27 protein-coding genes and 1 riboswitch are annotated in these 25770 nt (G+C 50.0%); of the genes, 2 read left to right on the forward strand and 25 right to left on the reverse strand.

Going from position 1 to position 25770, the window contains the following annotated elements; all coding sequences use genetic code 11:
- Window positions 1–11: 11 nt before the first annotated feature.
- The 6 genes from WH37_RS30715 to WH37_RS30735 all read right to left on the reverse strand — a co-directional run bounded on the left by WH37_RS30715 (window position 12) and on the right by WH37_RS30735 (window position 6506).
- Window positions 12–1169 (reverse strand): peptidylprolyl isomerase, encoded by a 1158-nt coding sequence (locus tag WH37_RS30715; protein WP_052737351.1) that lies wholly within the window; start codon window positions 1167–1169, stop codon window positions 12–14.
- 77 nt (window positions 1170–1246) lie between these two features.
- Complete coding sequence (gene mfd, locus WH37_RS30720; RefSeq protein WP_046234475.1) at window positions 1247–4774, reverse strand: transcription-repair coupling factor; 3528 nt, start codon at window positions 4772–4774, stop codon at window positions 1247–1249.
- 397 nt (window positions 4775–5171) lie between these two features.
- Entirely contained in the window at window positions 5172–5405 is a 234-nt protein-coding gene (locus WH37_RS30725; protein ID WP_046234476.1) for an anti-sigma-F factor Fin, read from the reverse strand.
- A gap of 127 nt (window positions 5406–5532) precedes the next feature.
- Entirely contained in the window at window positions 5533–6093 is a 561-nt protein-coding gene (gene pth, locus WH37_RS30730; RefSeq protein ID WP_046234477.1) for an aminoacyl-tRNA hydrolase, read from the reverse strand.
- A gap of 60 nt (window positions 6094–6153) precedes the next feature.
- A complete protein-coding gene (locus tag WH37_RS35845) occupies window positions 6154–6300 on the reverse strand; it encodes a hypothetical protein (RefSeq protein WP_156182415.1) in 147 nt (48 codons plus the stop codon).
- Between the two features lie 17 nt (window positions 6301–6317).
- Window positions 6318–6506, reverse strand: coding sequence for a hypothetical protein (locus WH37_RS30735; RefSeq protein WP_046234478.1), 189 nt, complete (start codon window positions 6504–6506; stop codon window positions 6318–6320).
- Between the two features lie 254 nt (window positions 6507–6760).
- Here WH37_RS30735 and WH37_RS34060 point away from each other — a divergent pair, with 254 nt between their 5' ends.
- Complete coding sequence (locus tag WH37_RS34060) at window positions 6761–7903, forward strand: WG repeat-containing protein (protein WP_052737352.1); 1143 nt, start codon at window positions 6761–6763, stop codon at window positions 7901–7903.
- Here WH37_RS34060 and WH37_RS30745 read toward each other — a convergent pair.
- The 6 genes from WH37_RS30745 to WH37_RS30770 form a co-directional block, all read right to left on the reverse strand.
- Complete coding sequence (locus WH37_RS30745) at window positions 7900–8814, reverse strand: metallophosphoesterase family protein (RefSeq protein ID WP_046234479.1); 915 nt, start codon at window positions 8812–8814, stop codon at window positions 7900–7902. The two genes, WH37_RS34060 and WH37_RS30745, sit on opposite strands and share 4 nt — an antisense overlap.
- An 84-nt stretch (window positions 8815–8898) precedes the next feature.
- Entirely contained in the window at window positions 8899–9243 is a 345-nt protein-coding gene (locus WH37_RS30750; RefSeq protein WP_046234480.1) for a DMT family transporter, read from the reverse strand.
- Window positions 9244–9250: 7 nt separating this feature from the next.
- On the reverse strand, window positions 9251–10129 hold the full coding sequence (locus WH37_RS30755; RefSeq protein WP_231594442.1) for an HAD family hydrolase: 879 nt from the start codon (window positions 10127–10129) through the stop codon (window positions 9251–9253).
- 3 nt (window positions 10130–10132) lie between these two features.
- Complete coding sequence (locus tag WH37_RS30760) at window positions 10133–11488, reverse strand: ABC transporter substrate-binding protein (protein WP_046234481.1); 1356 nt, start codon at window positions 11486–11488, stop codon at window positions 10133–10135.
- 40 nt (window positions 11489–11528) lie between these two features.
- Window positions 11529–12368 carry a carbohydrate ABC transporter permease gene (locus WH37_RS30765; RefSeq protein WP_046234482.1) on the reverse strand — a complete coding sequence of 280 codons (840 nt, stop codon included), beginning with the start codon at window positions 12366–12368 and terminating at the stop codon, window positions 11529–11531.
- A gap of 109 nt (window positions 12369–12477) precedes the next feature.
- Window positions 12478–13302, reverse strand: coding sequence for a carbohydrate ABC transporter permease (locus tag WH37_RS30770; protein WP_046234510.1), 825 nt, complete (start codon window positions 13300–13302; stop codon window positions 12478–12480).
- Between the two features lie 285 nt (window positions 13303–13587).
- Here WH37_RS30770 and WH37_RS30775 point away from each other — a divergent pair, with 285 nt between their 5' ends.
- Window positions 13588–14127 carry a GbsR/MarR family transcriptional regulator gene (locus WH37_RS30775; protein ID WP_046234483.1) on the forward strand — a complete coding sequence of 180 codons (540 nt, stop codon included), beginning with the start codon at window positions 13588–13590 and terminating at the stop codon, window positions 14125–14127.
- Between the two features lie 191 nt (window positions 14128–14318).
- On the opposite strand, the gene WH37_RS30780 is transcribed toward WH37_RS30775, so the two are convergent.
- The 13 genes from WH37_RS30780 to WH37_RS30840 form a co-directional block, all read right to left on the reverse strand.
- A complete protein-coding gene (locus WH37_RS30780; protein WP_231594443.1) occupies window positions 14319–14969 on the reverse strand; it encodes a 50S ribosomal protein L25 in 651 nt (216 codons plus the stop codon).
- A 166-nt stretch (window positions 14970–15135) separates the two neighbouring features.
- Complete coding sequence (gene glmU / locus WH37_RS30785; protein ID WP_046234485.1) at window positions 15136–16536, reverse strand: bifunctional UDP-N-acetylglucosamine diphosphorylase/glucosamine-1-phosphate N-acetyltransferase GlmU; 1401 nt, start codon at window positions 16534–16536, stop codon at window positions 15136–15138.
- 331 nt (window positions 16537–16867) lie between these two features.
- Entirely contained in the window at window positions 16868–17155 is a 288-nt protein-coding gene (gene spoVG, locus WH37_RS30790; RefSeq protein ID WP_020620824.1) for a septation regulator SpoVG, read from the reverse strand.
- A gap of 129 nt (window positions 17156–17284) precedes the next feature.
- Window positions 17285–17683, reverse strand: coding sequence for a RidA family protein (locus WH37_RS30795; protein WP_046234511.1), 399 nt, complete (start codon window positions 17681–17683; stop codon window positions 17285–17287).
- Between the two features lie 33 nt (window positions 17684–17716).
- Window positions 17717–18547, reverse strand: a complete 831-nt coding sequence (gene purR / locus WH37_RS30800) for a pur operon repressor (protein WP_046234486.1) — start codon at window positions 18545–18547, stop codon at window positions 17717–17719.
- 83 nt (window positions 18548–18630) lie between these two features.
- Entirely contained in the window at window positions 18631–19485 is an 855-nt protein-coding gene (gene ispE, locus WH37_RS30805; protein ID WP_046234487.1) for a 4-(cytidine 5'-diphospho)-2-C-methyl-D-erythritol kinase, read from the reverse strand.
- A gap of 144 nt (window positions 19486–19629) precedes the next feature.
- Window positions 19630–19818 carry a small, acid-soluble spore protein, alpha/beta type gene (locus tag WH37_RS30810; RefSeq protein ID WP_046234488.1) on the reverse strand — a complete coding sequence of 63 codons (189 nt, stop codon included), beginning with the start codon at window positions 19816–19818 and terminating at the stop codon, window positions 19630–19632.
- A 173-nt stretch (window positions 19819–19991) separates the two neighbouring features.
- Window positions 19992–20261, reverse strand: coding sequence for a biofilm formation stimulator Veg (gene veg / locus WH37_RS30815; protein WP_046234489.1), 270 nt, complete (start codon window positions 20259–20261; stop codon window positions 19992–19994).
- Window positions 20262–20464: 203 nt separating this feature from the next.
- Window positions 20465–21355 carry a sporulation peptidase YabG gene (gene yabG / locus WH37_RS30820; protein ID WP_046234490.1) on the reverse strand — a complete coding sequence of 297 codons (891 nt, stop codon included), beginning with the start codon at window positions 21353–21355 and terminating at the stop codon, window positions 20465–20467.
- A 103-nt stretch (window positions 21356–21458) separates the two neighbouring features.
- A complete protein-coding gene (gene rsmA, locus WH37_RS30825; protein ID WP_046234491.1) occupies window positions 21459–22373 on the reverse strand; it encodes a 16S rRNA (adenine(1518)-N(6)/adenine(1519)-N(6))-dimethyltransferase RsmA in 915 nt (304 codons plus the stop codon).
- A 9-nt stretch (window positions 22374–22382) separates the two neighbouring features.
- The gene (gene rnmV, locus WH37_RS30830) at window positions 22383–22931 is read right to left on the reverse strand and encodes a ribonuclease M5 (RefSeq protein WP_046234492.1); all 549 of its coding nucleotides are present in this window, start codon (window positions 22929–22931) and stop codon (window positions 22383–22385) included.
- A gap of 232 nt (window positions 22932–23163) precedes the next feature.
- A complete protein-coding gene (locus tag WH37_RS30835) occupies window positions 23164–24309 on the reverse strand; it encodes a 3D domain-containing protein (protein WP_046234493.1) in 1146 nt (381 codons plus the stop codon).
- A gap of 244 nt (window positions 24310–24553) precedes the next feature.
- A riboswitch (cyclic di-AMP (ydaO/yuaA leader) is annotated at window positions 24554–24760 on the reverse strand.
- A gap of 184 nt (window positions 24761–24944) precedes the next feature.
- The gene (locus tag WH37_RS30840; protein ID WP_046234494.1) at window positions 24945–25718 is read right to left on the reverse strand and encodes a TatD family hydrolase; all 774 of its coding nucleotides are present in this window, start codon (window positions 25716–25718) and stop codon (window positions 24945–24947) included.
- Window positions 25719–25770: the final 52 nt, after the last annotated feature.

Consider the following 25770-nt stretch of genomic DNA (forward strand, 5'->3'; position numbering starts at 1 on the left):
ATAGAAGTTTATTACTTCGCCGCAGGCGATGCGGACGGTTCTACCGACGCGCTAGGCGAAGCCGATGCAGCTGGCTCTTGCGATGCCGCAGCACCATCAGTCGCTTTCGCATCGTCGCTTGCTGCTGGGGATTGCTCTGCACTTGGTGCAGGAGATTGCTCAGGCAGCGTAATTTTCACTTCTTGATTTTTCATATCTTCGCTCATGAAAGTGCTCATGTGGGTATAAGCCACAGCGCTCTCTACTGCTTCTTTCGTCGTGTCGTCAAGCTTGTCGTACGTCAGCTCATCGCGCTTCTCAACCATAATGACATGATAGCCATATTCGGTTTCCACTGGCTCGCCAATTACGCCGATTTTTTGCGTCATAGCGGCATTTTTGAAGTTTTCAACCCAGTCGCCTGGCTTCGCATTTGCATATTGACCGCCAGCCTCTTTGGAGCCCGGGTCGTCCGAATAGACCTTAGCGAGAGCAGCCCAGTCGCCGCCTGCATCCAGCTTCGCTTTTACTTCTTTTGCGATTTTCAGCGCTTCTTCTTTCGTGCGCAGCTCCTTCGTTTCTTGCGTTTCCGGATCTGTCTCGGAAGTGGCAACTAGAATATGACGGAGCGTCACGGTAGAATATTTGGCAATATTCGTTTCGAATTCTTTCTTAAGCTCCTCGTCGGTCACTTTGGATTTCATGTGATCCACGACAACCAGCATCAGCTTCATGTAGGTTTTTACATCGCTGTTCGTGATTTTTTTCTCTTCCAGCTGCGTTTTCAGCTCGGCTTGCTGCTCCAATGCCGCTTCAAAATCCGCATACTGCTTGTCCGTATCTGTAGTAGCCTGCTTCACCGTTTCTTCGCTTGCTTGAGCCGCCAAAATTTTGTAAGCAATGTACTGCTGCAGCAATTGCTCTTGGAACTGTGGCAGAGCCGTTACGGACTCATAGCCTGGCTGCAAGAAATTAAATACCGCCAAATACTTATTGAATTCAGCTTCGGTTACTTTGCCATTGTCCTTATAAGTAGCAACAGTCGCTCCTTCGCTTGTACCGCTGAACGCTGTACCGTTTCCTTCTTCTTTCTTCGAGCCGCAAGCCGCCAAAACTGTCATGACCAGCACTGCCGCGACTACGAGCAGAGCCACTCTGCGCCATGTCGATTTGCGTGTGTTGTGCAACATTAAGAAATCTCCTCTCAAATCATAAAGTTGATTGTATTGTAACAGATATGTGGGCCCTATTGCGAATTTACAGAAAATCAAGGAGCTGTATCCTGCAGCTCCTCCTTCACAATACGGGCCTCAGCGTAACGCTTCAAAAACTGCTCAAGCAGCAGCAGACGCTGATCCATATCCAGCCCTTTGCCTCGAAGGGTGACCACCGGATTATCCTCCAGTGAACTGCCTTGGTGGAAACGATTTTCAAAATGCAGGCACAGCTTGTCGACCCGCTTTCTATCGATTCGCTTCTTCTCGGCTGCGGCATACCGGACGACCAGCTCATCATTGCGCTGGCTAATCTGCTCAATGCCATACATCGCGCCATACACCTTCAATTTCGCCACCGTCATCAAATTATCTACCGCCTGCGGCAGGTTGCCGAAACGGTCAATGATTTCCTCGGTCAGATCATCTGCCTCATCGAAGGAGCGAACGGAAGCCACCTTCTTGTAAATCTCAATCTTCTGAATGCTGTCATAAATATAATCAGATGGCAGGTAGGCATCTACGCTGACATCAATGAGCGTGCTGACAATTCTGCTTTCCTGCACAGGGGCGCCATCCAGCTCCGCCTTGCGCTTGCCAATCTCATCGGCAAGCATTTGCGAGTATAAGTCAAAGCCGACCGAAGCAATAAAACCATGCTGCTCCGCACCCAGCAAGTTGCCGGCACCGCGAATCGCAAGGTCTCGCATTGCGATTTTGAAGCCGGAGCCTAGCTCCGTAAACTCTTTAATGGATTGCAGACGCTTCTCGGCGACCTCAGTCAGCACTTTATCGCGCTGGTAGGTGAAATAGGCATAAGCAATCCGGTTTGAGCGGCCGACCCGTCCCCGCAGCTGATAAAGCTGGGACAGGCCCATTTTATCCGAATCATGGACAATGAGCGTATTGACGTTCGGAATATCAACGCCCGTCTCAATAATGCTTGTGCTGACCAGCACATCGGATTCGCCGTCGAGGAAGTCGAGTATCGTCTTCTCCAGCTCCTGCTCAGACATTTGCCCATGCCCGACCGCTACCTTCGCATCCGGCACCAGCTCCGAAATCAGCTCCGCCATCTGGTAGATTCCCTGAACGCGATTGTACAAGTAATAGACTTGGCCGCCACGAGCCAATTCACGCTCAATCGCCTCTCTTACAAGCGCAGTGTTGTATTCGACCACATAGGTCTGTACCGGGAAACGGTTTTCCGGCGGCGTCTCAATAACGGATAAATCGCGAACGCCAAGCATCGACATATGCAGGGTACGCGGAATCGGCGTTGCCGTCAGCGTCAGCACATCGACGTTATTTTTCAGCTTCTTGAGCTTCTCCTTATGCGATACACCGAACCGCTGCTCTTCATCGACAATTAGCAGGCCCAGATCCTTGAACACAATATCCTGCGACAGCAGCCTGTGCGTGCCAATGACGACATCGACGGTTCCGGCTTTGAGGCCCTTCATCGTATCATTTTGCTCCTTGCGGGAGCGGAAACGGCTGAGTACTTGAATATTAAACGGATACCCGGAGAAACGCTCGCGGAACGTCTCATAGTGCTGCTGCGCAAGAATGGTAGTCGGCACGAGAATGGCAACCTGCTTGCCCTCAATCGCCGCCTTAAACGCTGCCCGCACAGCAACCTCCGTCTTGCCGTAGCCAACATCGCCGCATAGCAAACGATCCATCGGCATCGGCTTTTCCATATCCCGCTTGATTTCCTCAATAGCCCGCAGCTGATCCCGTGTCTCATCGTATGGGAACATTTCCTCGAATTCGTTCTGGTAAGCGGTATCCTGTCCAAAGGCGAAGCCCGGCGCCGATTGGCGCTGCGCATACAGCTTGATCAGGTCATCGGCAATGTCCTTAACCGACGACTGCACCTTGCTTTTCGCTCTTGTCCATTCGCTGCCGCCCAGCTTGTTGATTTTCGGCTCTTTTTCCTCATTGCCGACGTATTTCTGGATCATATCGACTTGTTCAATCGGTACAGACAGCTTATCCCCGCCTGCATATACGATGTGCAAATAGTCTTTATGAATGCCCGCAATTTCCAGGGTGCCGATGCCGACGTATTTGCCGATGCCGTGGTTCTGATGCACGACATAGTCGCCAACCTTCAGCTCGGTGTAGCTCTTGATCCGCTCGGCATTGTCTATCTTCTTGTCGATACGGCGCGCCTTGCGCTGCTTCTGGGAGAACATTTCCCCTTCCGTAATGACGACCAGATGCGAGGATGGCAGCTCAAAGCCAGACTGCAGGTTGCCTTCCAGCAGCATAGGCGGCTCAATATTGTAATCGAACAGCACGCGGCGCATGCGCTCCATGCGTTCCGCATTTCCGGCCAGCATGAGCACATTGGCTCCGATTTTGCGCCAGCGTTCCATCTCTGCCTTGAGCACATTCATTTGCCCGTGGAAATTTTGCATCGCCCGGCTCGTCATATTGAGAATATTTTGCGGCTGCGAATGCGGAATTTGCCTTAAAAACAGCGATAAGAACAACGTAGGAAACCGCTTACCATACAAAACTTCCTCCGACTTGCACGCAAGCTCAAAACCAGGCAGCGACTTGCCGTTTTGCAGCAAATGTGTCGCCCATTCCGCCTCATCGCGCTCCAGCTGCTTTGCCGTTTCGATTAAGCGGGTTGGCTCATCCATAATGAGCAGCGTATCTTCCGGCAGATAGTCCATAATGGTCTGGCGCTCCGGATACAGCAAGGAAATATATTTATAAATATCGGTGAAATACATATGCTCGCGCAGCTTCTCAAGCTCGCTCCCGATTTCCGAGCGAAGGCGCTCCTTCGCCGTACGGTCGGACATTTTGCCAAGCTGCTGCTCCAGCAAGGCAGCCGCATGGCTAGCTGCTGATGAAAAGCGCTCTGCACTCGCAACAATTTCCTGGCAAGGCGGAACCGTATACGTCTGAATATTGTCCTGCGACCGCTGGTCAGCTGCATCAAACGTCCGAATGGAATCGACATCATCGCCGAACCATTCAATCCGGTAAGCGGAAGCTTCAGTCAGCGGATAAAAATCAACGATTCCTCCGCGAACGCTCATCTCGCCACGGGATTCAACGCGGTCTACGCGAACATAGCCCAGCCCGGTCATTTTTCGCAGGAAGCTGTCTATCGGCAGAACATCGCCCACACTAATCGTGATTTTCGCCTCGGCCATAACGCCGCGTACGGGCAAGTAGCGCCGCACACCTGAAAATGGCACGACAACAATCCCGCGGAAGCCTTCGGACAGCTTGATCAGCACGTCCATTCGCTGCGCCAGCGTCTCAGGACTCGAGATCGCCGATTCGGCAGCTACCAGCTCATTAGCGGGATAGAGCAGCACAGTATCCGAAGAGAAGCATTCCTGAAGATCCTCCGCGATTTTCTGTGCTGAAAACATATTATGTGTCACGACAAGCATCGGACGGTCTATCTCTTCTTTCACTGCGGCCATCAGCACTTGTCTGGATGAGCCAGCAAGCCCTGATACCATCTGCTCGCGCATTCCTGAACGGATTCCGGCTATTATGGACTGCACATCCGGATCAGCCGCAAAAGCCTGTATTAACGCTTTCAATCGTCTCGGCACCCCATTTCTATAAACAGACCACTTATAAAGTCTTGAATTTCAAGGTGAAACGGCTGTCGCCATCCTTTGGCGGCACGGCGCGTTTCATTCCGAGAAATATAGAGAAAGGATAGCGTTAGGATATCCTTTCCTATATTTCAAACGTAAACGGCTGATGCCGTCCTCTGGCGGCAAAGGCTATCGTTTCGCGTAGAAATTTAAGCGGCTTATAAGCATACAACTTATAAATTCTTAAATTTCAAGCAAAACCGCCCACCTAAAAAGGTGAGCTCATCGCTTTGCATGTATGAATCGCTATCATCGAAAAGAAGCCTCAGCCAGCCGCCAAGGCCTTACATTACTTGTGAGCTGAACCTATTCCAACTGCTTCCATGCTACTTTCATTCTACTGCAACGGGCTCGCGATCAAGTTCAGTTCAGGATTCGCCTCTAGCGCTTCCCGGCAATAATCGCAAATCACCTTAACCGTCACGTCTCCGTGCTGGTCATACGTAATTATATCGCTGCGCTCTTCAAGGGTCAAGAAATCGAAACCGAGCTGCTGCTCGGTTATTTCGCCCCCGCCTGCAATCGTCCCTATTGGCGTACGGCAGTGTTTGCAAATATAGTTTACAGCCATATGTATGCCTCCTGAAGAATCGTTATACCCTTCAGTATGCCCGGCTTTGCCCTATTTTACGCATTTGCCCTAGAAGCATTGTGAAAAAGAGGCTGTACGGCATGAACAGCTTGGTTTTTTCGCCAAGCTAGCGATTAAACTTCGCCATCGTCTCCTCGAACGACGCTTTCAGTGAAAATTCCGCCGCATCACAAGCCTGCTCAATCATTGTTTTCAGCTGCTCCTGCTCGCTTTTCGGAAAATTGGACAGCACGTAGTCGGCGATGTTTCCGCCGGGCTGCGGACGTGTAATCCCCATGCGAATCCGGTCAAACGTCTGCGTGCCTAAATGCGAAACCAGCGATTTAATGCCGTTATGTCCGCCTGACCCGCCTTGAAAACGAAGACGGATACGCCCAACCTCCGTATCGAGATCATCGTATACGACGAGCCCTTCGGTCACATCGGATTTAAAATAATCGATGAACGAACGCACCGATTCACCTGATAAATTCATATACGTCATTGGCTTGATTAGCACAACCTTCGTACCATTCACATTGCCCTCGCCAATCAGCGCCTTGCATTTGCTTTGCGTCACTTGGATGCCCCAACGCCGTGCCAGCTCATCAATGACCATAAATCCAACGTTGTGCCTCGTGCCCTGATATTGCGTCCCAGGGTTGCCGAGTCCCACAATCCATTTCATAGCGGTCTTTCACTCCTTGCTGTCTCGATCCTTATCGATTGTTATGTTCTCCATTTTACCTTATTTTCCTTCATTGCGGGCAATATATTGCAGCAGATTACCGAAATGAACGATAACATGGCGGCCCCCTTCTTTACAAAAAATGTTCCACGTGAAAAAAGCCTGACCGCCAGCAGGATAATCCCAGCGGGCCATCAGGCGTTTCATTTTACTAGCTTCCTTCGTTATTTCCAAATCGAGGCATGGAATGCAGCAAAAGCTTCAAATGAGGTTGGCAGGCTGTCCGAGCTCACCGTAATATCCGAATAATCATGCTCCTCCGACCATTTCGTCTGCTCGCCATACCAAATCATAAACTCCTCTTTGTTGACAGGCGCCTTCACCGGTTCAAATACCATCAAATCGTAGCTCATTCCCGTTCCTCCTCCAAATTTAGAAGGGTTTTATTGCTTATCCTTTATAAAATAAGCTTTTATAGCGGGATTTTTAAAGAGTCTTGCGTCCTGATTGCCGATGCCGGTTTATTTCCATTCCGATTAACAAACCTTTCATAAAAGATCAGACTACTCTACTACTGCAACCTAACTCACACCAACAACGTCCATTAATTATGGAAAATAATAGTTCCCTATCCAACCATACCAGCTATAAGAGAGGAAATAGGCATATGCGATTATTTCGTACATTATTTATGTTTGCCATCATCACCAGCCTGATTACAGGAACAGTATCTGCCAGCAGTGCGGAAGACTCCAGCTCGGACAAGGAGACGAAACCGACAGCTGAAGCCCACAATTATTTGTACTTGATTAAGAAGGACGGCAAATACGGCTACATTAATCAAAGCGGGAAGATCGTTATTGAGCCCGTGTATGACGGCGGTTCACGTTCTTTCTCCTTAAAGCCGAATGAGCCAGTCCAAGTTACTGACAATAAACAGAAGACGATCATCTATTTTTCGGCTGAAGGAACGAAGCTTTTTGAATGCCCCCAGACGCGCTGCGTCGGCATTATGCAGAACGAGCGTGTCATATACACGGAGCAAGTTGAGGGAGCAGATGGACAGCTGCAGAAGAGGTATGGTTATTTGAATGCCCAGGGGGAAAAGGTAACCGAGCCTATTTTTCATAAAGCCCGTGAATTTTCCGAGGGGCTCGCCGTCGTGACCATAGGTAAAGGCAGCGGCTACATTAATACCGATGGCAAGCTCGTCATACCTTATCAGTTCAGCAGTGCAGCCAATTTTTCAGATGGCATGGCCGTAGTCGGATATTTGAAAAAAAGCAAGGAAGGCGTGACGATAAAATACGGATTTATCGATAAAACCGGAAAGCCCGTTATTCCTGCGCGCTTCAACTATGCCGATTCGTTTACAGACGGCGCCGCACGCGTGTCTTCTGAGGGCACCTACGGTTTTATTAACAAGAGCGGCGAGTTTCTGTTCGAGCCCAATTACACCGCTGTTCAACCTTTCTCAGAGGGCCTCGCCTACGTTGAACGCAATGGCAAATCCTTTTACATCGATAAACAAGGAAAAAGAGCAACCATGAACGTGAGTTCCGGCGGCCCTTTCTCGAACGGACTAGCCCCTGTTCAAGCAGGCTCATCTTTTGGCTATATCAATCCACAAGGTGCTTATGCGATCAAACCGACGGCTGCATATAGCTATGCCGAGTCATTTCGAGGAGAGCTGGCTGTCGTCGAGCTCCGCGAAAATTCCAAAAAGAAAACGCCCGCTATGAAAGCCTACATCAATAAGACAGGCGCGATCGTTTGGAACAATATCGAAGACGAAAAATGGCGGAGCTAGCTTCCTTTTTCACCCGTATCATCGTTATGCACAAAATAGTCCTGGGCTTCCATCCACTGGCGCGCCACAAAATCACGGCCCCGGACACGCACGCCCTGCTCGTATACTTCAATATAATAGCCTTGGCTGCCGGCCTTATGCGCATCATCATCCGTCCATAAATAGGCGACGGACGCCGCGTTGAACATGGTCGCGATCTCGCCTTGCCCATCAAACACCGTATGCGGCGCACCCAGTTCCCAGTGGGTGTGCCCGGTGAACAGAATCACCTGCGGCCAGCCGGCCAGCACCGCGCGCAGCTCTTCGTCCTGATTCACGCCGTACCACTCCTGTTCCTCCAGCGAGCCGGCAACGGTATTTTTCAGCGGCTGATGAAGGAATAGGAATACGGGACGCGTATCCCCGCGATGCTCCTCCAGCTTCTCTCCGAGCCATGCCAGCTGTGTGCTCGATAGCTCTGCATTTTTAGCCGTCTGTGTCTCGGACCCGAGAAAAATAAAATGGCTGCCCGCAATCCAGCGGTCATAATACACGCTGTCCATTCCCGTAAAATGCTTGAAGCTTCCAAGCTCTTGTCCTTGCTCCCAATCCTTCCACGTATCATGATTGCCAATCGTATAAAGCACAGGCGGAAGCTTGCCGTGCTGCTTTACACGCTCGACTATAGCTGAAAATTGTACATATTCCGCTTCAGCCCCATGATCTGTAATATCTCCAGCATGCATAATGCCAGTGCTGCCCGAAGCTGCCGCCAGTTCTTGAATATCCAGCAGCGCCCGCTCAAATTGCTGATTATGCACATGGTTTGGATCAACCGTTACATGGGTATCCGTAATAACTTGAAAAAACATCAGCGGCTCGCCGAGGCTGGACGTCGTCTCCTTTTCACGCCACAAACTAACCTTCTTCATGATTAAAACCCCTTTTGCTGATTTGCTGCTTATGCTGCTGATGTCGCTTCTGTTTCCTTAACTACTTGGCTTTAACTAACTCCATTAATTCCCTCTAACCGCCGCGCCATGTGCACTAATGCTCATATTCAGCCCGACAACACCGATGACGATGACTCCAACCCATAGCAGAGCTGACAGCGGGATACGCTCGCCGAACCAGATGTAGCCGGCTCCTGTAATCAACGTAATGCCTATGCCTGACCATACTGCATACGCGACACTTACATGCATATAGCGCAGGGCGAAGTTCAGGCACGTAAAGCTGCTGCCATAAAATATAAACATAGCAATCGACGGAACCACCCGCGTAAAGCTCGCCGATAGCTTCATCGATATTGTTCCTGACAACTCCAGCACAATCGCCAGTGCCAGCCATAGATAGCCCAATGTATACTCACCCTTCAGTATGAGCTTCCTCCACAACAAGCTGCGAATAGGAAGCAATGATGACATCCGCCGAGGGAAGCACACTCGCGGCCTGATTCACTATACCAATACATAATGCTGCCCCTGCCGACTGCCCCATCCGCATATCGCCATCGGTATCGCCAATAATAGCGATCGACGACGGGGCAATCCCGAGCTCCTGGCAAGCAAGCTCCAGCATATCGGGATACGGCTTGCTGCGCGGAACGAGATCCGCTCCTACAATGACGGAGAAATGGGGCAGCAGCCCCATCCACTCCAAATGCTCCCGCGCCGCTTCGGTATCATCCGCCGTGACAATGCCAAGCTTAAGCCCCGCCTTCTTGCACTGTTCAATAAAAGGGACGGCGCCAGCAAGCGGAATTGCAGATTTGCGCCTTTTCAGCTCCCGATCAGCCTCTTCCTTGCTTTCCCTGACTAACTGCATCGACTCGCCCCAAGACAAGCCAAGCTTATAGCCCTCCAAAGCTGCAATGGCATACAAATCATTCATCGTCCCCATCGCAAGCGGCCCGTTTCGATCATATGCGCATACGTCTCCGGCCGCATCAAGGCTAGTTCCCCAGAGGGAAGGAAAAATCCCTTTAGTCAGCAGCAAGCCTTTAGCCGCAAGGCGCGCCGTATAACGGCTCGCCAGAAGCTCGCTCCAATTCCCCCACATGGAGACAAAATCAATAATCGTTCCATCTTTATCAAATAGAATGCCTTCAATGGCGCAAGGCTCGCCGCCGTCCACCTTAATTCCACCAACCGTGCGCTGATTCCCTTGAGCTTGTCTCTGACCTCGCTGCTGTTCCTGCTCCATGCCGTCTTGTCCGGTAGCTAAACGAGCTAAACGATCCATCATCGCTTATTTGCCCTTCAACGCTTTATCCAGCTCACGCTGAGCTGTTTCCTTCGCCTGCTTCAGCGCCTTCTCCGCAGGAATGTTTTCGATCTGCACCTGATCAGCCGCTACGGTCAGCGCATCATTGATTTTGCCGCCCGTCGGATCAAGGAATGGCTTCGAGCCGTGTGAAGCTTGCTGCAAAGGAATTTTGATTTGTGGATTTTTCTCGCTGAATGCCTTGAAGGCAGGGTCATCCTGTGCGGATAAACGTACCGCAATGTAGCCTGTGTTCATCGACCAAGACGCCGTATTCTCGCTTTTCGTGAAGAATGACAGCCATTTAAAGGCCGCTTCCTTCTGCTCGTCCTTCGCTTTGGCAGGGACGCCAGCCATAATGGCCTGCGCGACTGGCTTGCCTTCGCCTACCCCTTCCCAGCCCGGCTGCTGCATGGCGCCAACGATGCTGAAATCCAGATCGCCTTGGTCGCCGCTTGAGCCCGTGTAGCCTGCTGCTTGGCCCTTCATCACATCGTCAATCGTTTTGTACCAATATTCCCAGCCTTGTCCACCGGAGTGAATCGCCATCGTTTTATCCTCGTGCAGCCATTTACGGAATAAATCCCATGTCTCTATCCATTCCGGTGAATCGAATACGACTGTTTTGCCGTCATCGCTTAAAATTTTGCCGCCTTTGCTGAGTGCCGCATCAATCATATTGCCCGATCCCCACATGGGCTCCCAGCCATAGAAGGTCGTTTTGCCGCCTTCCTTCACAGCCATCGTATCCGCTGCTTTCGCCAGGTCTTCCCAAGTCTTGATATCCTCTGCCTTAATTCCCGCTTTCTCGAACGTGTCCAGACGGTAATACATGACTTGGGTCGTGCCATACATCGGCATAAAAAACTGTTTGCCGTCTACTTGCCCTTGCTCCAGAAACGTTTGGATAAAATCCTCTTTCTTAAACTCTGGAGCAGCTGCGATATAGTCATCCAGCGGTTCAAAATACCCTTTAGCCGCCCAATCCACATTGGAGGCCAGCACCGCAGCAGGAGGCTGTCCAGCCGCAATAGCAGCCTGGAGCTTTTGCTCCGTTTCGTTGTAATCCGCCTGCACTACGCCTTTGACGATAACCTCGCTTTGCGATTCATTGAATTTCTTAATGAGTGCTTCCATATTTTCGCCCAGCTTGCCTCCAAGGCCGTACCAAAACTCAATTTGCACCGGCGCTTTCGGCGCCTCCGAGGCTGCTGCCGATTGCTGAGGCGTACTGCTGCTCGCTCCACCTGTCTGCGTGTTTGCCGTCTGTCCACATGCGCTAAGCGTCACCATTGCAAGTGTGAGCGACATTGTGCTCACCCATTTCATTTTTCTCAACATGGTTCATTCCTCCACTATTTATCATATTGATTGCGTAAAGCTACCCCTTAATACCAGAAGATAAGTTAACACTCTGCATAATCGTCCGCTGGGCGAACAGAAACAGCAGCAAGAGCGGAATAATCGTGAAAGAGCTTGCCGCCATAATGAGCGGCCATTTCAGTCCGTAAGCACCCCCTTCCACGAAGAAGCTGCGCAGTCCCGCCGACACGAGCTGGAGATCGGGATTTTTCGTAATGAGCATCGGCCAAAAATAGTTGTTGTACTGTGAGATGAACGTAATGAGCGCAAGCACTACGAACGAGGCGCGGGTCAGCGGCACCATAATCGTCCATAAAATCCGGCTGTGTGAAGCGCCATCGATTTGCCCCGCCTCCACCATCTCATGCGACACTTGCAGGAACGCCTGCCTAATGAGAAAGATCGAGAAGACGCTAACCGCGTTCGATATAATCAGGCCCGCATACGAATCCAGCAAATAAAACTTGGATAAAATCATATAGCTGGGCAAATACACCGCCGTGCTTGGAATCATGTAACCGAGCATAATAATGCTGGTCAAAAAACCTTTCAACCGAAATCTCATATGGGTCAAGGCGTAAGCCATCATAGCTGAATTTATAATTTGCAAAAGAACAATGGAACCCGCAACGATAACGCTGTTGGCAATATATTGACCGAACGGCGCCGCAAGCCACGCCTCCACATAATTGCTCCATAACGGCAGCTCCGGCCATAATGTCGGTGGAAACTGCCAAATTTCATCGTTTGTCTTCAGTGCGCTCGTCATCATCCAATAGAATGGAAATGCCATCGCGAGCGCAATAGCCAGCAAGCTAATATGCCGCAGCGCCAGCCCTGCTTGGTAAACAGCCTTCATAACTCCAAATTCCTCCCTATTAGGAGCTGCGAGGAAATTAGTACCCGCTTTTGTTGACAAAATATTTGTCAACAAATTAGCGGTACTTTATTTCGTCGCAGTCTCTTAGCTAGTTGTAATGCACCATTTTTCGGCTGACCGTGAAGGATAGAACGGACAATAGGACGCAAATGACGATCATAACGATGGAAATCGACGACGCTTCACCAACCTGGAATGATTCGAAGGCCGATTGGTAATACAAATACAGCAGCGTCCGCGTTGAGCCTGAGGGACCGCCTTGCGTCAATACATTAATGGAATCATAGGCTTGCAGCGCATCAATCGTCTGTACAACGAACAGGAAGAATGTCGTCGGCGAGATAAGCGGCAGCGTTACGTGCATAAACTTTTGAATAGCGCCCGCTCCATCCAGCCCCGCTGCCTCCAGCATATCCGTCGGCACACTTCGCAGCGCTACAATGTAGAAAATCATCGCCCAACCAACCGATTTCCAGATGCCCACCAGCAGCACACCGACTAATGCCCATTTGGGATCTTGCAGCCAGCCAATTGCCGGAAGCCCAATCGCCCCTAAAATCGTATTACCAAGCCCCACTTTAGGCTCTAATATCCATGACCAAACAATAGACACTGCCACGGTTGGCGTTACCCAGGGCGCGAATACCAGCGTTCGGTATAGAGCCGAGCCTTTAAGCGAGCGCCCAAGCAGCAGCGCCAGTCCCAGCCCACCTGCCATAATAGGCAGTACACTGCCAAGGCAGAATAGAAGCGTCACCTTCAGCGACTGGTAGAAGGCCGGATTTTGCAGCAAATACACATAATTGTCCAAGCCGACGAACAGCTTGTCCGGACTCATAAAATCCCATTCCACAAAGCTAAGATAAAAGACATACGCCAGCGGTGCCAGCCAGAAGACCGTAATCGGAATCATTGCTGGCAGCGTAAACAGCACTGCTTTTAACTCATTCAACCATCCTGTCCGTTTCAACACTCAAACTCTCCATTCAATAAAAATTTAATTAATGAGCAAATGACCCATTTTAATCAAATAAAAATCTATAAATTCAAAATTTATTGTATACTCATTATGTCGTAGAACTATTAACGCATCGTCATCACCAGCTTAATTTCTTGTAAAGACACAAAAATAAAGCTGGATTTTTAAGAATTCGCTATAATATGGGCAAGAGGCAGACGGAAGAAATGGAGGATGGTTATGTCAGACTATACGGAGGAGCAGGAGACGCAGCGGCTGGCCTTGCGCCAAACGATGATTGACGCGATCGCGCAAACGATGAATTTATACGGGGCGAACTATTCGTTCGGACAATTATATGGCATTATGTTTTTCGAGGATAAGCCGATGACGCTGGATGAGATGAAGGCGCATATGAATATGAGCAAAAGCAATATGAGCTACGCTGTGCGCTCGTTAATGTCGTCGCAAATGATTATGAAGCTGCCGGAGAAGCGGGAGCGGCAGGATCTGTATCAGGCGGAGACCGATTTTTTCAAAACGTTCCAAAACTTCTTTACCTCCAAGCTGCAGCATGAAGTTGATGTGATGACGGAAGCTGCCGAATCGACTATTCCGCTGCTCAGCGAGTTGATTCTGGACATGAAGACGAGCGAGGAGGAGCGCATGCGCTGCCTGGAGGATTTGCAGAAGCTGCGGCATGCTGTGCAATATTACGCTTGGCTCCAGCAATTCGTTGATCAGCTGAAGGCGGGAGCCTTTTTCGAAAAAAACACCTGAACATGCACTACATCGCAATGTTAGCGTAGACAGGCGCTGCCATCCAATGACGGCAACTCTCGTATCTGGCAATCAAAAAGCGGCCCCATGCAAATGCATGGGGCCGCTTTTATCGTATGGCAACGTTTCTACGGTACCTATATAATGATCCAGCAGAAGCTGCCGGTCACGCTTGTCCTACGAACTACAAACTACGAGCTGCTGCCAACCTCTTTCGCATCCTCGGAGCGTACCTCGTTTGCAAACGACTCGGCAGCCGATTCCTCTGCTTCCTCTGCCGAAATTTCCTTCTGAGGAGCCAGCACGGTCACCACGACCTGCTCGGGATCGGACTTCACTTCTACACCGCTTGGCACCCCGATATCGCTGACGAGCAAGTTGCTGCCCATTTCCAAATCCGCCACATTCAGCTCAATGGAATCCGGAATGCTGCCCGGCAAGCACTGCACCTCAAGCTCATGGAGCATCACCTGCAGAATGCCGCCTTCCTTCACCCCGTTCGCTTCACCCAGGAAGTCGATACGAACCTGCGTCTTCACTTCTTCATTCATGTTAATTTGATGAAAATCCACATGCAGCACTTGGCGCGATAACGGATCACGCTGTACATCCGTTATCATAACCGGCTGTTTGCCATGGGATGGAATATTCAGTTCCAGTACGGCCTTTGGATGCGAACGGAGCAAAGCCAGCAATTCTTTCTCTTCAAGCAAAACAGATGTAGTTTGGGACAGCTGTTTGCCATATACGACGGCAGGTACTTTGCCCTGCTGTCTCAGGGAGCGCAGCTCACCGTTTGTAAGAGCAGTTCTTGTTTCGGCAATCATCGAGTTAGACATCATGGAAACCTCCTAGAAAAGTGATATTCCATATAGCTTTACCCTAATGAGCCAAAAAATAAACAAACCTAAACGGCGCTGCCTTTTTTGGGGCCACTTTAGAGGCAGCATTCGTGTCGCAGTGATATACAATCAACGAACAGACTGCCACCCCTGCTTCCCATGAAAATCAGCCCTTCTTGCTTTGTTCCTTCTTCGCTTTCGCACGGGAACGAATCTTCTCGGCGTAGCCGTCCTTATTCTCTTGACGCGCACGCCCAATTGCCAAATCGCCTGCTGGCACATCCTTTGTAATCGTGGAGCCTGCAACGACATAAGCGCCGTCGCCAACCTTTACAGGAGCAATCAAATTGACGTTGCTGCCAACGAACGCACCATCGCCGATTTCCGTCAGCGACTTATTGAAGCCGTCGTAATTGACCGTAATCGCACCGCAGCCGATATTCACGTCTTTACCGACTACTGCATCGCCTACATAGCTCAAATGCGACACCTTGCTGCCGTCGCCAAGCGTAGCATTTTTCAGCTCGACAAAATCGCCGATTTTGCAGTCTTCGCCCAGCTTGGAGCCGGGACGCAAATTCGCGTATGGTCCAACCGCGCTTTTATGGCCGATCTCGGATTCCGCGACAACTGAATATTTTACGCTGACGCCGTCTCCGATGACCGAATCTTGAATTTCTGCATTTGGCCCAATGATGCAATCCTCACCAATGACCGTGGAGCCGCGCAGCACTGTGCCTGGATAAATCACGGTGTCGGCACCGATTTGCACATCTGCTTCTATATAAGTCGATGCTGTATCAATAATCGTAACGCCTTCAATTAAATGCTTGCGGTTTATGCGCGCACGCATCAAGCCTTCCGCCTCGGCAAGCGCCACGCGGTCATTAATGCCGATCGCTTCCGCCGTATCTTCTGTGCAATAGCCTTGAACGGACTCGCCCGCCTGACGGAAAATGCCAATGACATCGGTCAAATAAAATTCGCCCTGCGCATTATTGCTTGTTACCTTGGCAAGCGCCTTGAACAGCTTGCGGTTATCGAACACATACGTACCCGTATTGATTTCCTTCGTCGCTGCTTCCTCTGGCGTGCAGTCCTTCTGCTCGACGATTCTCTCTACCTCGCCGCTCTCGCCGCGAATAATCCGGCCGTAGCCTGTCGGATCAGCGAAAGAAGCCGTCAGCACCGTTGCTGCCGCTCCGCTCGACTGCTGCAAAGCCAGCATCGCCTGAATCGTCTCTGCACGTACAAGCGGCGTATCTCCGCAAATCACGATCGTTTTGCCGTCTTCCGCACCAATCAGCGCTTCGGCTTGGCGTACCGCATGGCCCGTACCGAGCTGCTGCTCCTGGAGCACATATTCCGCCTGCTCGCCCAAATAAGCTTTAACTGTCTCCGCGCCATGGCCGACGATTACAACCGTCCGCTCGCTAGCCGCCTGTTTCACCGTGTCCAGCACATGGCCTACCATAGGCTTGCCACATACGTGGTGGAGCACTTTATATCGTTTGGATTTCATCCGCTTGCCTTGACCTGCTGCAAGCACAATCGCCATTACTTTCAATTGCTATTCCTCCCAAGTTAAAAGTCTAGTGAGCACAAGCGTCTTCTCAAGGTGAAACGGCTGTCGCCGTCCTTTGGTGGCGCAGCGTGTTTCAGTCCGAGAAATATAAGCCCATTTATAAGTCTAAACCTTATAAAATCTTATATTTTACATGAAAACCGCTTTTCTCTACTAAGCTCTGAATCTTTGTTGTCCTATTATTTTATACGGTCTGCCGCATCCATCTATCTACAAGAATATATCCCATCTTGGGCAAAAAGAAAAGGGAGCCCCCTTGGCCCCCTTCTCCCCTCATGCAACTGATACTCTTTGCCCTCTAACGAAGCTGCTATTAAGCACCCTCTTCAATGGCCACTTCTTCTTCTGTTGCAGCGCGCTCGTACTCAGCGAGTACGGCAGCTTGAATTTTCTCCCGAGTGGTCGAAGAAATCGGATGAGCGATATCTCGGAATTCTCCATCGGGGGTACGCTTGCTCGGCATTGCAACAAACATTCCATTGTTCCCGTCGATTACACGGATATCGTGAACGACGAATTCGTTGTCAATCGTGATGGAAGCAATAGCCTTCATGCGACCTTCCGAATTGACACGGCGGAGTCTTACATCAGTAATTTGCACTTGTGTTCACCACCTTTGCCTATCTGGGACTTGGTGTAATATTCCACATTTTTGTGCCAATTCCTTCTCCTATTTTGGAAAAAACATGCATATTTTTAAAAAAATTTTCTATTTGAATTTTATCTGACGCTATTCGACAGGAATCGCTGCAATCAATTCAATTTCGACAAGCACATCCTTCGGAAGCCTTGCCACCTCTACTGCCGAACGTGCTGGTTTGTGGTCGCCAAAGTAAGAAGCATACACTTCATTCATCGCCACGAATTGGTTCATGTCCTTCATAAATACGGTTGCCTTCACTACATTTTGCAGTGTTGCTCCCGCTTCGGCAAGCACAGCTTCCAGGTTGCGAAATACTTGGTGCGCCTGCACCGTAATATCGCCCGTCACAAGCTCGCCAGCTGCATTAAGTGGAATTTGTCCCGATGTAAAAAGAAGTCCTCCAAGCTGAATCGCTTGCGAATAAGGTCCGATAGCAGCAGGCGCCTTATCCGTTGCAATAACCTTCGGTTCTAAATGCTGTGACATCATTTAACCCAACCCTTCTTTTAGTTATAATCGTTATTCTGTGCGAAAATAATTGCCTGGAATGACCGTCGTCTGCTTGGTCTTCAAATCTACGGCCGTTAGCTTGGCTAACGACACATAATCTTCAAGCAGTCGTTCTTCCAGTTCCACCTCGCCCGATTCTACAAAGACGCCAACGCCAGCAACAGTCGCTTTGAATTCAAAGAGCAGGTCCATCATCCCTTGAATGGTGCCGCCTGCTTTCATGAAGTCATCAATAATAAGCACGCGTGACTGCTCCTTAAGTGCGCGCCTAGCAAGCGACATCGTTTGAATGCGTTTATTCGAGCCAGAGACGTAATTGATGCTAACTGCAGAGCCTTCTGTCACCTTATTGTCACGGCGTACGATAACGACCGGCAAATTCAGGCAAGCAGCCGTTGCATAAGCAAGCGGAATGCCCTTCGTCTCTACCGTCATAATGACATCAATCTTCCTCGCGGCAAAAGCGGTCGCAAACATGCGGCCGATATCGGCCAGCAGCTCAGGCTGGCCGAGCATATCCGTCATATACAAATAACCGCCAGGGAGCACCCGTTCAGGCTGCTCCAGCTGACGGCAAATATTATTCATAATGTCGAGCGCATCCGAGGCATGCATCTTCGGTGCGAACTTTACGCCGCCTGCGGCGCCCGCAAGGGTGTTCAGCTCGCCAATGCCCTCTTCCTCAAATACTTCTTTAATGATCGCCAGATCCTCGCTAATCGATGATTTGGCTGACTGATAGCGGTCCGCAAAAGCTGTTAGCGAGATTAACGTATGTGGGCGACTTAGCAGGTATTGCGTCATCTCTACCAGTCTTGCGCTGCGTTTTAACTTTTTCAAGGAATTCTCCCCCTGCTAAAATCCGAATATTATAATGTTAATATAACATTTTTATACGGATTTAATCAAGGAAAACGTCACTTTTATGTTAGCATTCTTACCACGTAAACTTCCTTGCAAAAGCCGCGCAGCCCATTATAAATGCGCGGAAGCTTGCCTTCTTTCGAAACTAGCCCAAATACCGTCGGCCCACTGCCTGACATTAGCACGCCATCAGCTCCCAGACGAATCATGCTCTCCTTGAGCTGACGCACCTCCGGGTACAGATCCAGCGTTACCGATTCCAGCACATTGCCAAGTCCCCCGCACACATCGGCGAAGGAGCCGCGCTGAATAGCTGACACCATGTCAGCAGCAGATGGATGCTGGTCAATGCCCGCTACCCGAAACTTGCCGTACACATCTGCGGTGGAAACATTGATTGGCGGCTTCGCAAGGACGACCCAGCATTGCGGCGGACTTTCGATCGGCTCCAGACGCTCGCCGCGCCCGGTAGCGATGGCAGTCCCGCCCGTTACGCAGAACGGGACATCGGAGCCCAGCTCCGCTCCAAGCGTGCACAGCTCCTCCTCAGGAATGTTCAGCTGCCACAGCCTGTTCAGTCCTCTAAGGGCCGCTGCCGCGTCGCTGCTGCCGCCGGCAAGGCCGGCGGCAACCGGAATCTTTTTGTCCAAATGAATATATACACCTTTGCGCACATCATAGCGGTCTTTAATAAGCCGCGCAGCCTGAAATGCCAGGTTTTTCTCATCTAAAGGTATGTAGCCGGCCTGGCTCGATATAATAATCGTATCGCGCGGTAGCTCCTGCATTTCGAGGCGGTCTGCAAGGTCTACCATCGTCATGATCATCTCGACCTCGTGGAAGCCGTCCTCACGCTTGCGAAGCACATCGAGCAATAAATTGATTTTAGCCGGAGCTTTTTCATAAATTTTCATCCTAAGCTCTCCCGTTCCTATCATTAACTTATCCAATATTATAGCAAACGGGCAGAAGAAAAGCTAAGAGTCCTGCCGCTTATGTAATGAGCGGCGACTCTTAGCCGATTATTGCCGTTGTTGCCTTGCATCCCAGGTACCCAGTTAAGGCCGATTGACTCCATTCGCTGCGGCTTGCTCCGCCATCTGGATCGCCCGCTTGACCATGTTGCCAGCGTCTTTGGCGCGAATGCCGCCCCAGCCTTCTTTTTGCACCGTATCATAAAAACCTAGATCCTTCGCCAGCTCATACTTCAACTGCTCGGACATTATACTGCGTCTTCTGCGGCTCATGCGTGAGGTCCTCCCTTGCTGCTGAATTGGTTATGCCCCCTTAGTATGCGACAACCCAGCGACCCTATACGCTTGAAGCTCAAACGACTGCTTCCAGCCTGAAAATGAAAAAAAACGCGAAGAACAGTCGTCTCCGCGTTTAATATAGCCTGTCGGCATCTATACATCTGATGTTATGTCTGGGTAATTCGGATTTGACCTTCATCATTGCATACGGTCACTTCCACCGACTCCGTCAGTATATCCGCATAACTGTAGGAAACACGCTTGAATGACTGCGATTCCTGATCCAGTTTAACAATGAAAACAGAAGGGTAGGTTTCTTCCAACACACCGGTGCGCTCAACGGTCTTACGACGACCGCCATTTGCTCGCAGACGAATCTTGGAGCCCACATGAGCTTCCAAATTGCGTTTTATATCCAGTAGGGCATTTTTTGCCATTGTCCACTACCACCTCTTTCCTTGTCCATTATAACAAAATGGAGAGGGGTTGTCAAACAAAGCAAAATATTATATCAGTCAACTTATTTAATTGTCAACGGTGTTTTCATCCATTTTTATCATTCCATGAATAATTTATCGAAAAATTATAAAATCAATGCAGCCGAGAACTGTTGCGAGTCTCAACTGCACTCGGCCGTTTGTTAGGAAATGCTTTGCAAAGATGACTCGGCTGCCGTAATTTTAGGTTTAGGCAAACCAATGCGGTACCTTCCCAGCGTCTCAATGCCGCCTACGCCATCAATGCCGCTAATGGTACCATGAATGACATCTGCCAGATTAATGGTATCGCGTATGGACGTATAGCTTGCTTTAATCGCAATGTATACCGGGTCTAACGCGTGAATTAAAATTCTCCCGGGCGAGCTTGCGAAATTCGAACCGGCTTGCAGCAGCGCCTCAAAATGCGACTGGCACGCTCCGGCAATGACGACCAGGCCGTCGCGGCTCTTCTCATACTCCCGTGCCACACCGACCGCGTTAACGAAGCTTTGCGAGTTTTTATAGCTGCTCAGGCTGAACAGATCTGCTTCCAGCCGTGTTTTCAGCACACCATCATGACCAGTAATGACTACAATGTCCGGCTTCACTTGAGGCAGCAGCCGGTAAAGCAAATCAGCCATCTGTGATTCATGCGCATGTACGCCATGCGCCGGTACGTTCATCGTCTGGTACAGCTGCATGCTTTTACGCAAATAATTGCCGTCACCGTCCAAATGCAGCACTTTGCCGGGCACCTCGAAGAAAGGCTGGCTTTGTGGCATCGCATGCCGAATATCCGCCTTAACCTGAACGGCCATTTGCTCATGCTGCTGACGTATGCGGCTGAGCGAATCGTTTACCTTCACTCGAACCAACTGCGTAGCTTTTTCTTTCTTCGGATCGCGAACAACCGATAAATCAGGAATCGGTGCATCCGCAAGCAATCGGTAATCCGTGCCTTTCAACAGGGCATGATGCGTTCGAACAGCTTCTACGCGGAATAGCACGTCACCGCCATACGATTTGCGGACGACCAGCTCCCCTTGCTCCATAGGTAAATCACCTCTTCGTCTATCCTATGGGCATAAGGCGCGTAATGTGCGGAAAAATCAAATGGGCGCCCCGAGGCAAATGCCCGGCGGCGCCCATCCTTATTTAGCCTCTCCAGCCCACTTCCAGAAATGCGCGGCTGATCTTGGCGAATTCCTCCAGCGACAGCGTTTCACCCCGACGTGCAGGATCGATCTCCAGCCCTTGCAGCAGCGTTGTCAGTGCCTCCCGCTGTTCTTTGCCCACAAGCGCCGTCAAATTGTTGTAGAGCGTCTTGCGGCGCTGTGCGAAGCTGGCCTGCACGACGCGGAAGAAATGCGCCTCATCGGGCACATCAACAGCCGGCTTGTCCCGCAGCGCAAGCTTAATAACCGCCGAGTCTACGTTCGGCTGTGGAATGAACACCGTATGCGGAACGGTGCAGACGAGCTTGGGCTCGCAATAATATTGCACGGCCACGCTCAAGCTGCCGTATTCCTTGCCACCCGGCTTCGCTGCCATCCGCTGCGCGACTTCCTTCTGGATCATGACGACGATATTTTCCAGCGGCAGGCGCTCCTCCAGCAGCTTCATCAAAATTGGGGTCGTTACATAATAAGGCAGGTTCGCCACGACGCTAACGCCCGTTACGCCGCTGAAACGCTCTTCGAACAGCTGCTTCAGGTCAAGCTTGAGCACATCACCGTGCACGATGCCCACATTGCCCTCGCCTTCAAAAATATCATGCAAAATCGGAATGAGCCGATTGTCGATTTCAACAGCGGTTACCGTTCCCGCAACTGCTGCAAGGCGCTGCGTCAACGCCCCGATACCAGGGCCGATCTCAAGCGCCCCTTTCGTCTCGTCAAGCCCAGCTGCACTGACAATATTGTTTAAAATATTTTGGTCAATGAGAAAGTTTTGTCCCAAGCTCTTCTTAAAGGAGAACCCGTACTTCGCAATAATTTCCTTCGTCCGTTTAGGCGTGGCCACCTCTGCGGTCTTAACCGCGCTTTTATTCAAGCTTTGTTGCTCCGTCATACGCCCTCGTCACCCCTGTTCCTGTTGTTCCATGGCTTGCAGCGCCTTCTCGAACTCCTCGCGCGTAATGCAGAAGCTCGTACAGCGCTTGTAGAACTGCTTCCCGTTTGCGTAGCCGATGCCCAGCAGCTTGCCCATAATCAGCCGCCGCTTCGCCGCCTCCTCATGCACGATTAAGCCAGCCGCCATCAAATCGTCCCATGTAATGGCCCCGACGCTTTCAGCCGTTTCTGTACGCAGCTCCGATAGCGCCTGCCTGATTGCGTCAGGAGCTGCATTCTCAATGCCGATATCCCCTTTATAGGAGGCCAGCTCCTGCGGTAAAAAAGCATGCTTGCAGCCCGGCACACGCTGAGCGACGATTTTGCGAATACGCTCTCCTGCATGGTCCGGATCTGTGAATATAATAACGCCACGGCGCTCCTGTGCCAGCGCAATGCGCCGCAGCACATCCTCGCCAATGGCCGACCCATTCGTCTCAATCGTATCGGCTTCAACGGCCCGCTTAATCGCTACCGTATCCTCTTTGCCTTCTACTACAATCATTTCCTTAATCACATCGAACAATCCTTTCACAAAGGCAAACTTATCTTCGCTATTCGTTCAAAAAAATGGGCGATTGCTGCAACAACAACCCGCTCATTCGCGTCTGTTTTATTATACCCCCAATTGGCCATTCAAGCGAATCTGACGCAAACAAAAAGAAGAGGCAAGGCCTCTTCCGCATCCTGTCATATTTAGCTTATGATTGCGATAAACTAGAGCACAATCCATAAAGAACTGATACTAATTAGCTAAGCGATGGCTTATTAGGACCAATCACATAAACGGTAAATCCTTTTTTCTTACCGAATTGATTAGCTTGCTTTTCACTGTCAAAATACACATCGATCTTATTGCCCTTGATCGCACTTCCGGTATCTTCAGCACGGCGGAAACCAATGCCCTCGATGTACACCCACCAACCGAGTGGAATGACATCCGGGTCAACGGCAATTGTCCGTCCTTCCGATACTTTAGCGCCAGAGGCCGTAATTCCGTAGTCGGGGTGGCCTTCACTCTTGCCCGTGGAAGCTACGCCAGCTGAGTAAGCCGTCAATGTGACGTTGCTGAGCACTTTTTTGGACTTGAGCGTTGTGCCGTCTACCGTTACATTGTTGCTGGTTGTCGCTGTCGACAGCACAGTAACCTTAGGCTCCGGCTTTTTCGTACCGACTGCAACGACCTGATTAACCGCAGTCGATTCGACTACCTTGTCTACCACTTTCTTGGAGACAAGTACGCCATCTTCAAACTGCTTCTCAATTTTGATCGTTACGACGCCTTCTTTACCAGTCTGCACAACCTTCTCCTTGCCTACTTCCAGGTTCGGATCTTCCTTCTTCACAATGGTGAACGGTGTTGTGCTGGACGACTTGCCTAGCTTCGTGTCGACGCGAATGACCGTTACTGTCATATCAGCGCTGACTCCCGAACCAAGCGAAGGTAATACTTTATCATCATCTTCAACAGGAATATTTAATTTCTTTATCGCTGCCTGCACGGTTTTCTCTGTCGTGTACACCGTTGATGTTTTGCCATCAGCTTTTACAAGTAGCGGTACCGCATGCTTAATTTCAAAGCGGTCCCCATCCTTTACTGCCGTATTCAGAGGTACAGATACCTCGTCATGCGGGCCAATTGTAATAGCTTGTTCATCCAGTAGGCGTTGCAGGACCCATTGTTTCGTTGAAACAACGGTTTCTTGTCCATTCACTACTACGGATACGCTTTTGTCAGCCGATCCGTACAACAACACCAAAAACATGAAAGTCATAGCGATTGAGATCGTAGTGCTTAAAAGAATCAAACGCAAGTTTTCACGCTTCCATCGCAATGCGAAAGACATGCTGGATGATCGTTTCCCATGGGTCTCACTAGCTTGAATACTGCCCACTTCATCGGTCCTCCTTCATAGCCCCGCCGTCGAATTACGCATGATACCATTGACGCGACTATAGTATATTGGCGTGCTTCTAGCACGCTCCAGTATTTTCCCTCTACAACCTCCTAGATTTACCCTATGACGACGATTTACCCAATATTCAAAAATAAAAAGAAAGCCCGTCGACAGAGGATCTGTATCGTGGCTTCCCGGGAACGTCGAATAGACTATTCAGGAATGGTGGATGCACGAGGTTGATCACTCTCTATAAACGCTTACGAGGTTAGCTGTCGGGTTCGGGCAAGAGAGCTGCCCTATCGTCGGAAGAATGCTCATGGCAATCCCCGCCAAATTCACCCCTAGAAGAAATTCAATGCGCGTGCAATGTGATCCGCAAATTCCTCACAGCATCGTGCCTGGTTCCCCCGCTCTCCAAAGTTCGAAGATTAAGCGTAAACTGGAAATCCAATACAAAATTTTAAAGCTCTGAAATGAATCATACCTTCATCGGAGCCTAATTGTAAAGATCAGATAAAAACCGATTTAAGCGAAATTTTAGGATATTTACGGAAAAGAGAGTCTATTTCAGCATGAAAAATTAGTTTTATCGCTGGAAAGGTCACTTATTCTCGCTTTTATAGCCGTTTTTACACAATTCCGAAACATTTTTTACCGTTTTCGGTCGTTAAATTGGCGATTTCGGCCACCGATTTTCCTAATATTTCTGCTGCCGCTTCCGCAACGAGCGACACGTAAGACGTCTCATTTCGTTTCCCCCGGAATGGGTGAGGGGTCAAATATGGGGCATCCGTTTCGATCAAAATTCGGTCACTTGGAACCATCGCAAGCACCTCTTTTGGCACCCTTGCATTTTTGAATGTAAGCGGTCCCCCGAACGAAATATAGAAGTTCATATCGAGGCATTTTTGAGCCGTTTCTGGGCTGCCGGAAAAACAATGCATAATGCCTCCTACTTCAGAAGCATTTTCCTCCTTCAGCAGCTTCACAATATCCTCATGGGCGTCACGATTATGGATAATAATTGGTTTTTTAAGCTTTTTGGCCAGCCGAATTTGCTCTCGAAATACGCGGTGCTGCACGTCTTTAGGCGACGTATCCCAGTGGTAATCCAGTCCGATTTCGCCGATGGCTACCACTTTAGGGTTAGTGCAAAGATCCTCAATCCAGTTAAGATCCTCCGGCAGCATATCGATGCTGTCAACTGGGTGCCAGCCAACCGCTGCATATATAAAATCATATTTCTCTGCCAATGCAAGCGTTGTTGGAATCGTTTCCCGATTGAAACCAATATTAACCATTAAATCCACCCCTGCTGCACGCGCTCTTTCGATAACGGCTTCGCGGTCTTCGTCAAAATGCGGGGAGTCCAAATGCGTGTGTGTGTCGAATAAAGAAATCATAGCTCAGCAAACTCCTTCTATATTATAGTTTAAGGTGAAACGGTCGAAAGCG

This window comes from Paenibacillus algorifonticola (assembly GCF_000971975.1).
Classification (GTDB): domain Bacteria; phylum Bacillota; class Bacilli; order Paenibacillales; family Paenibacillaceae; genus Pristimantibacillus; species Pristimantibacillus algorifonticola.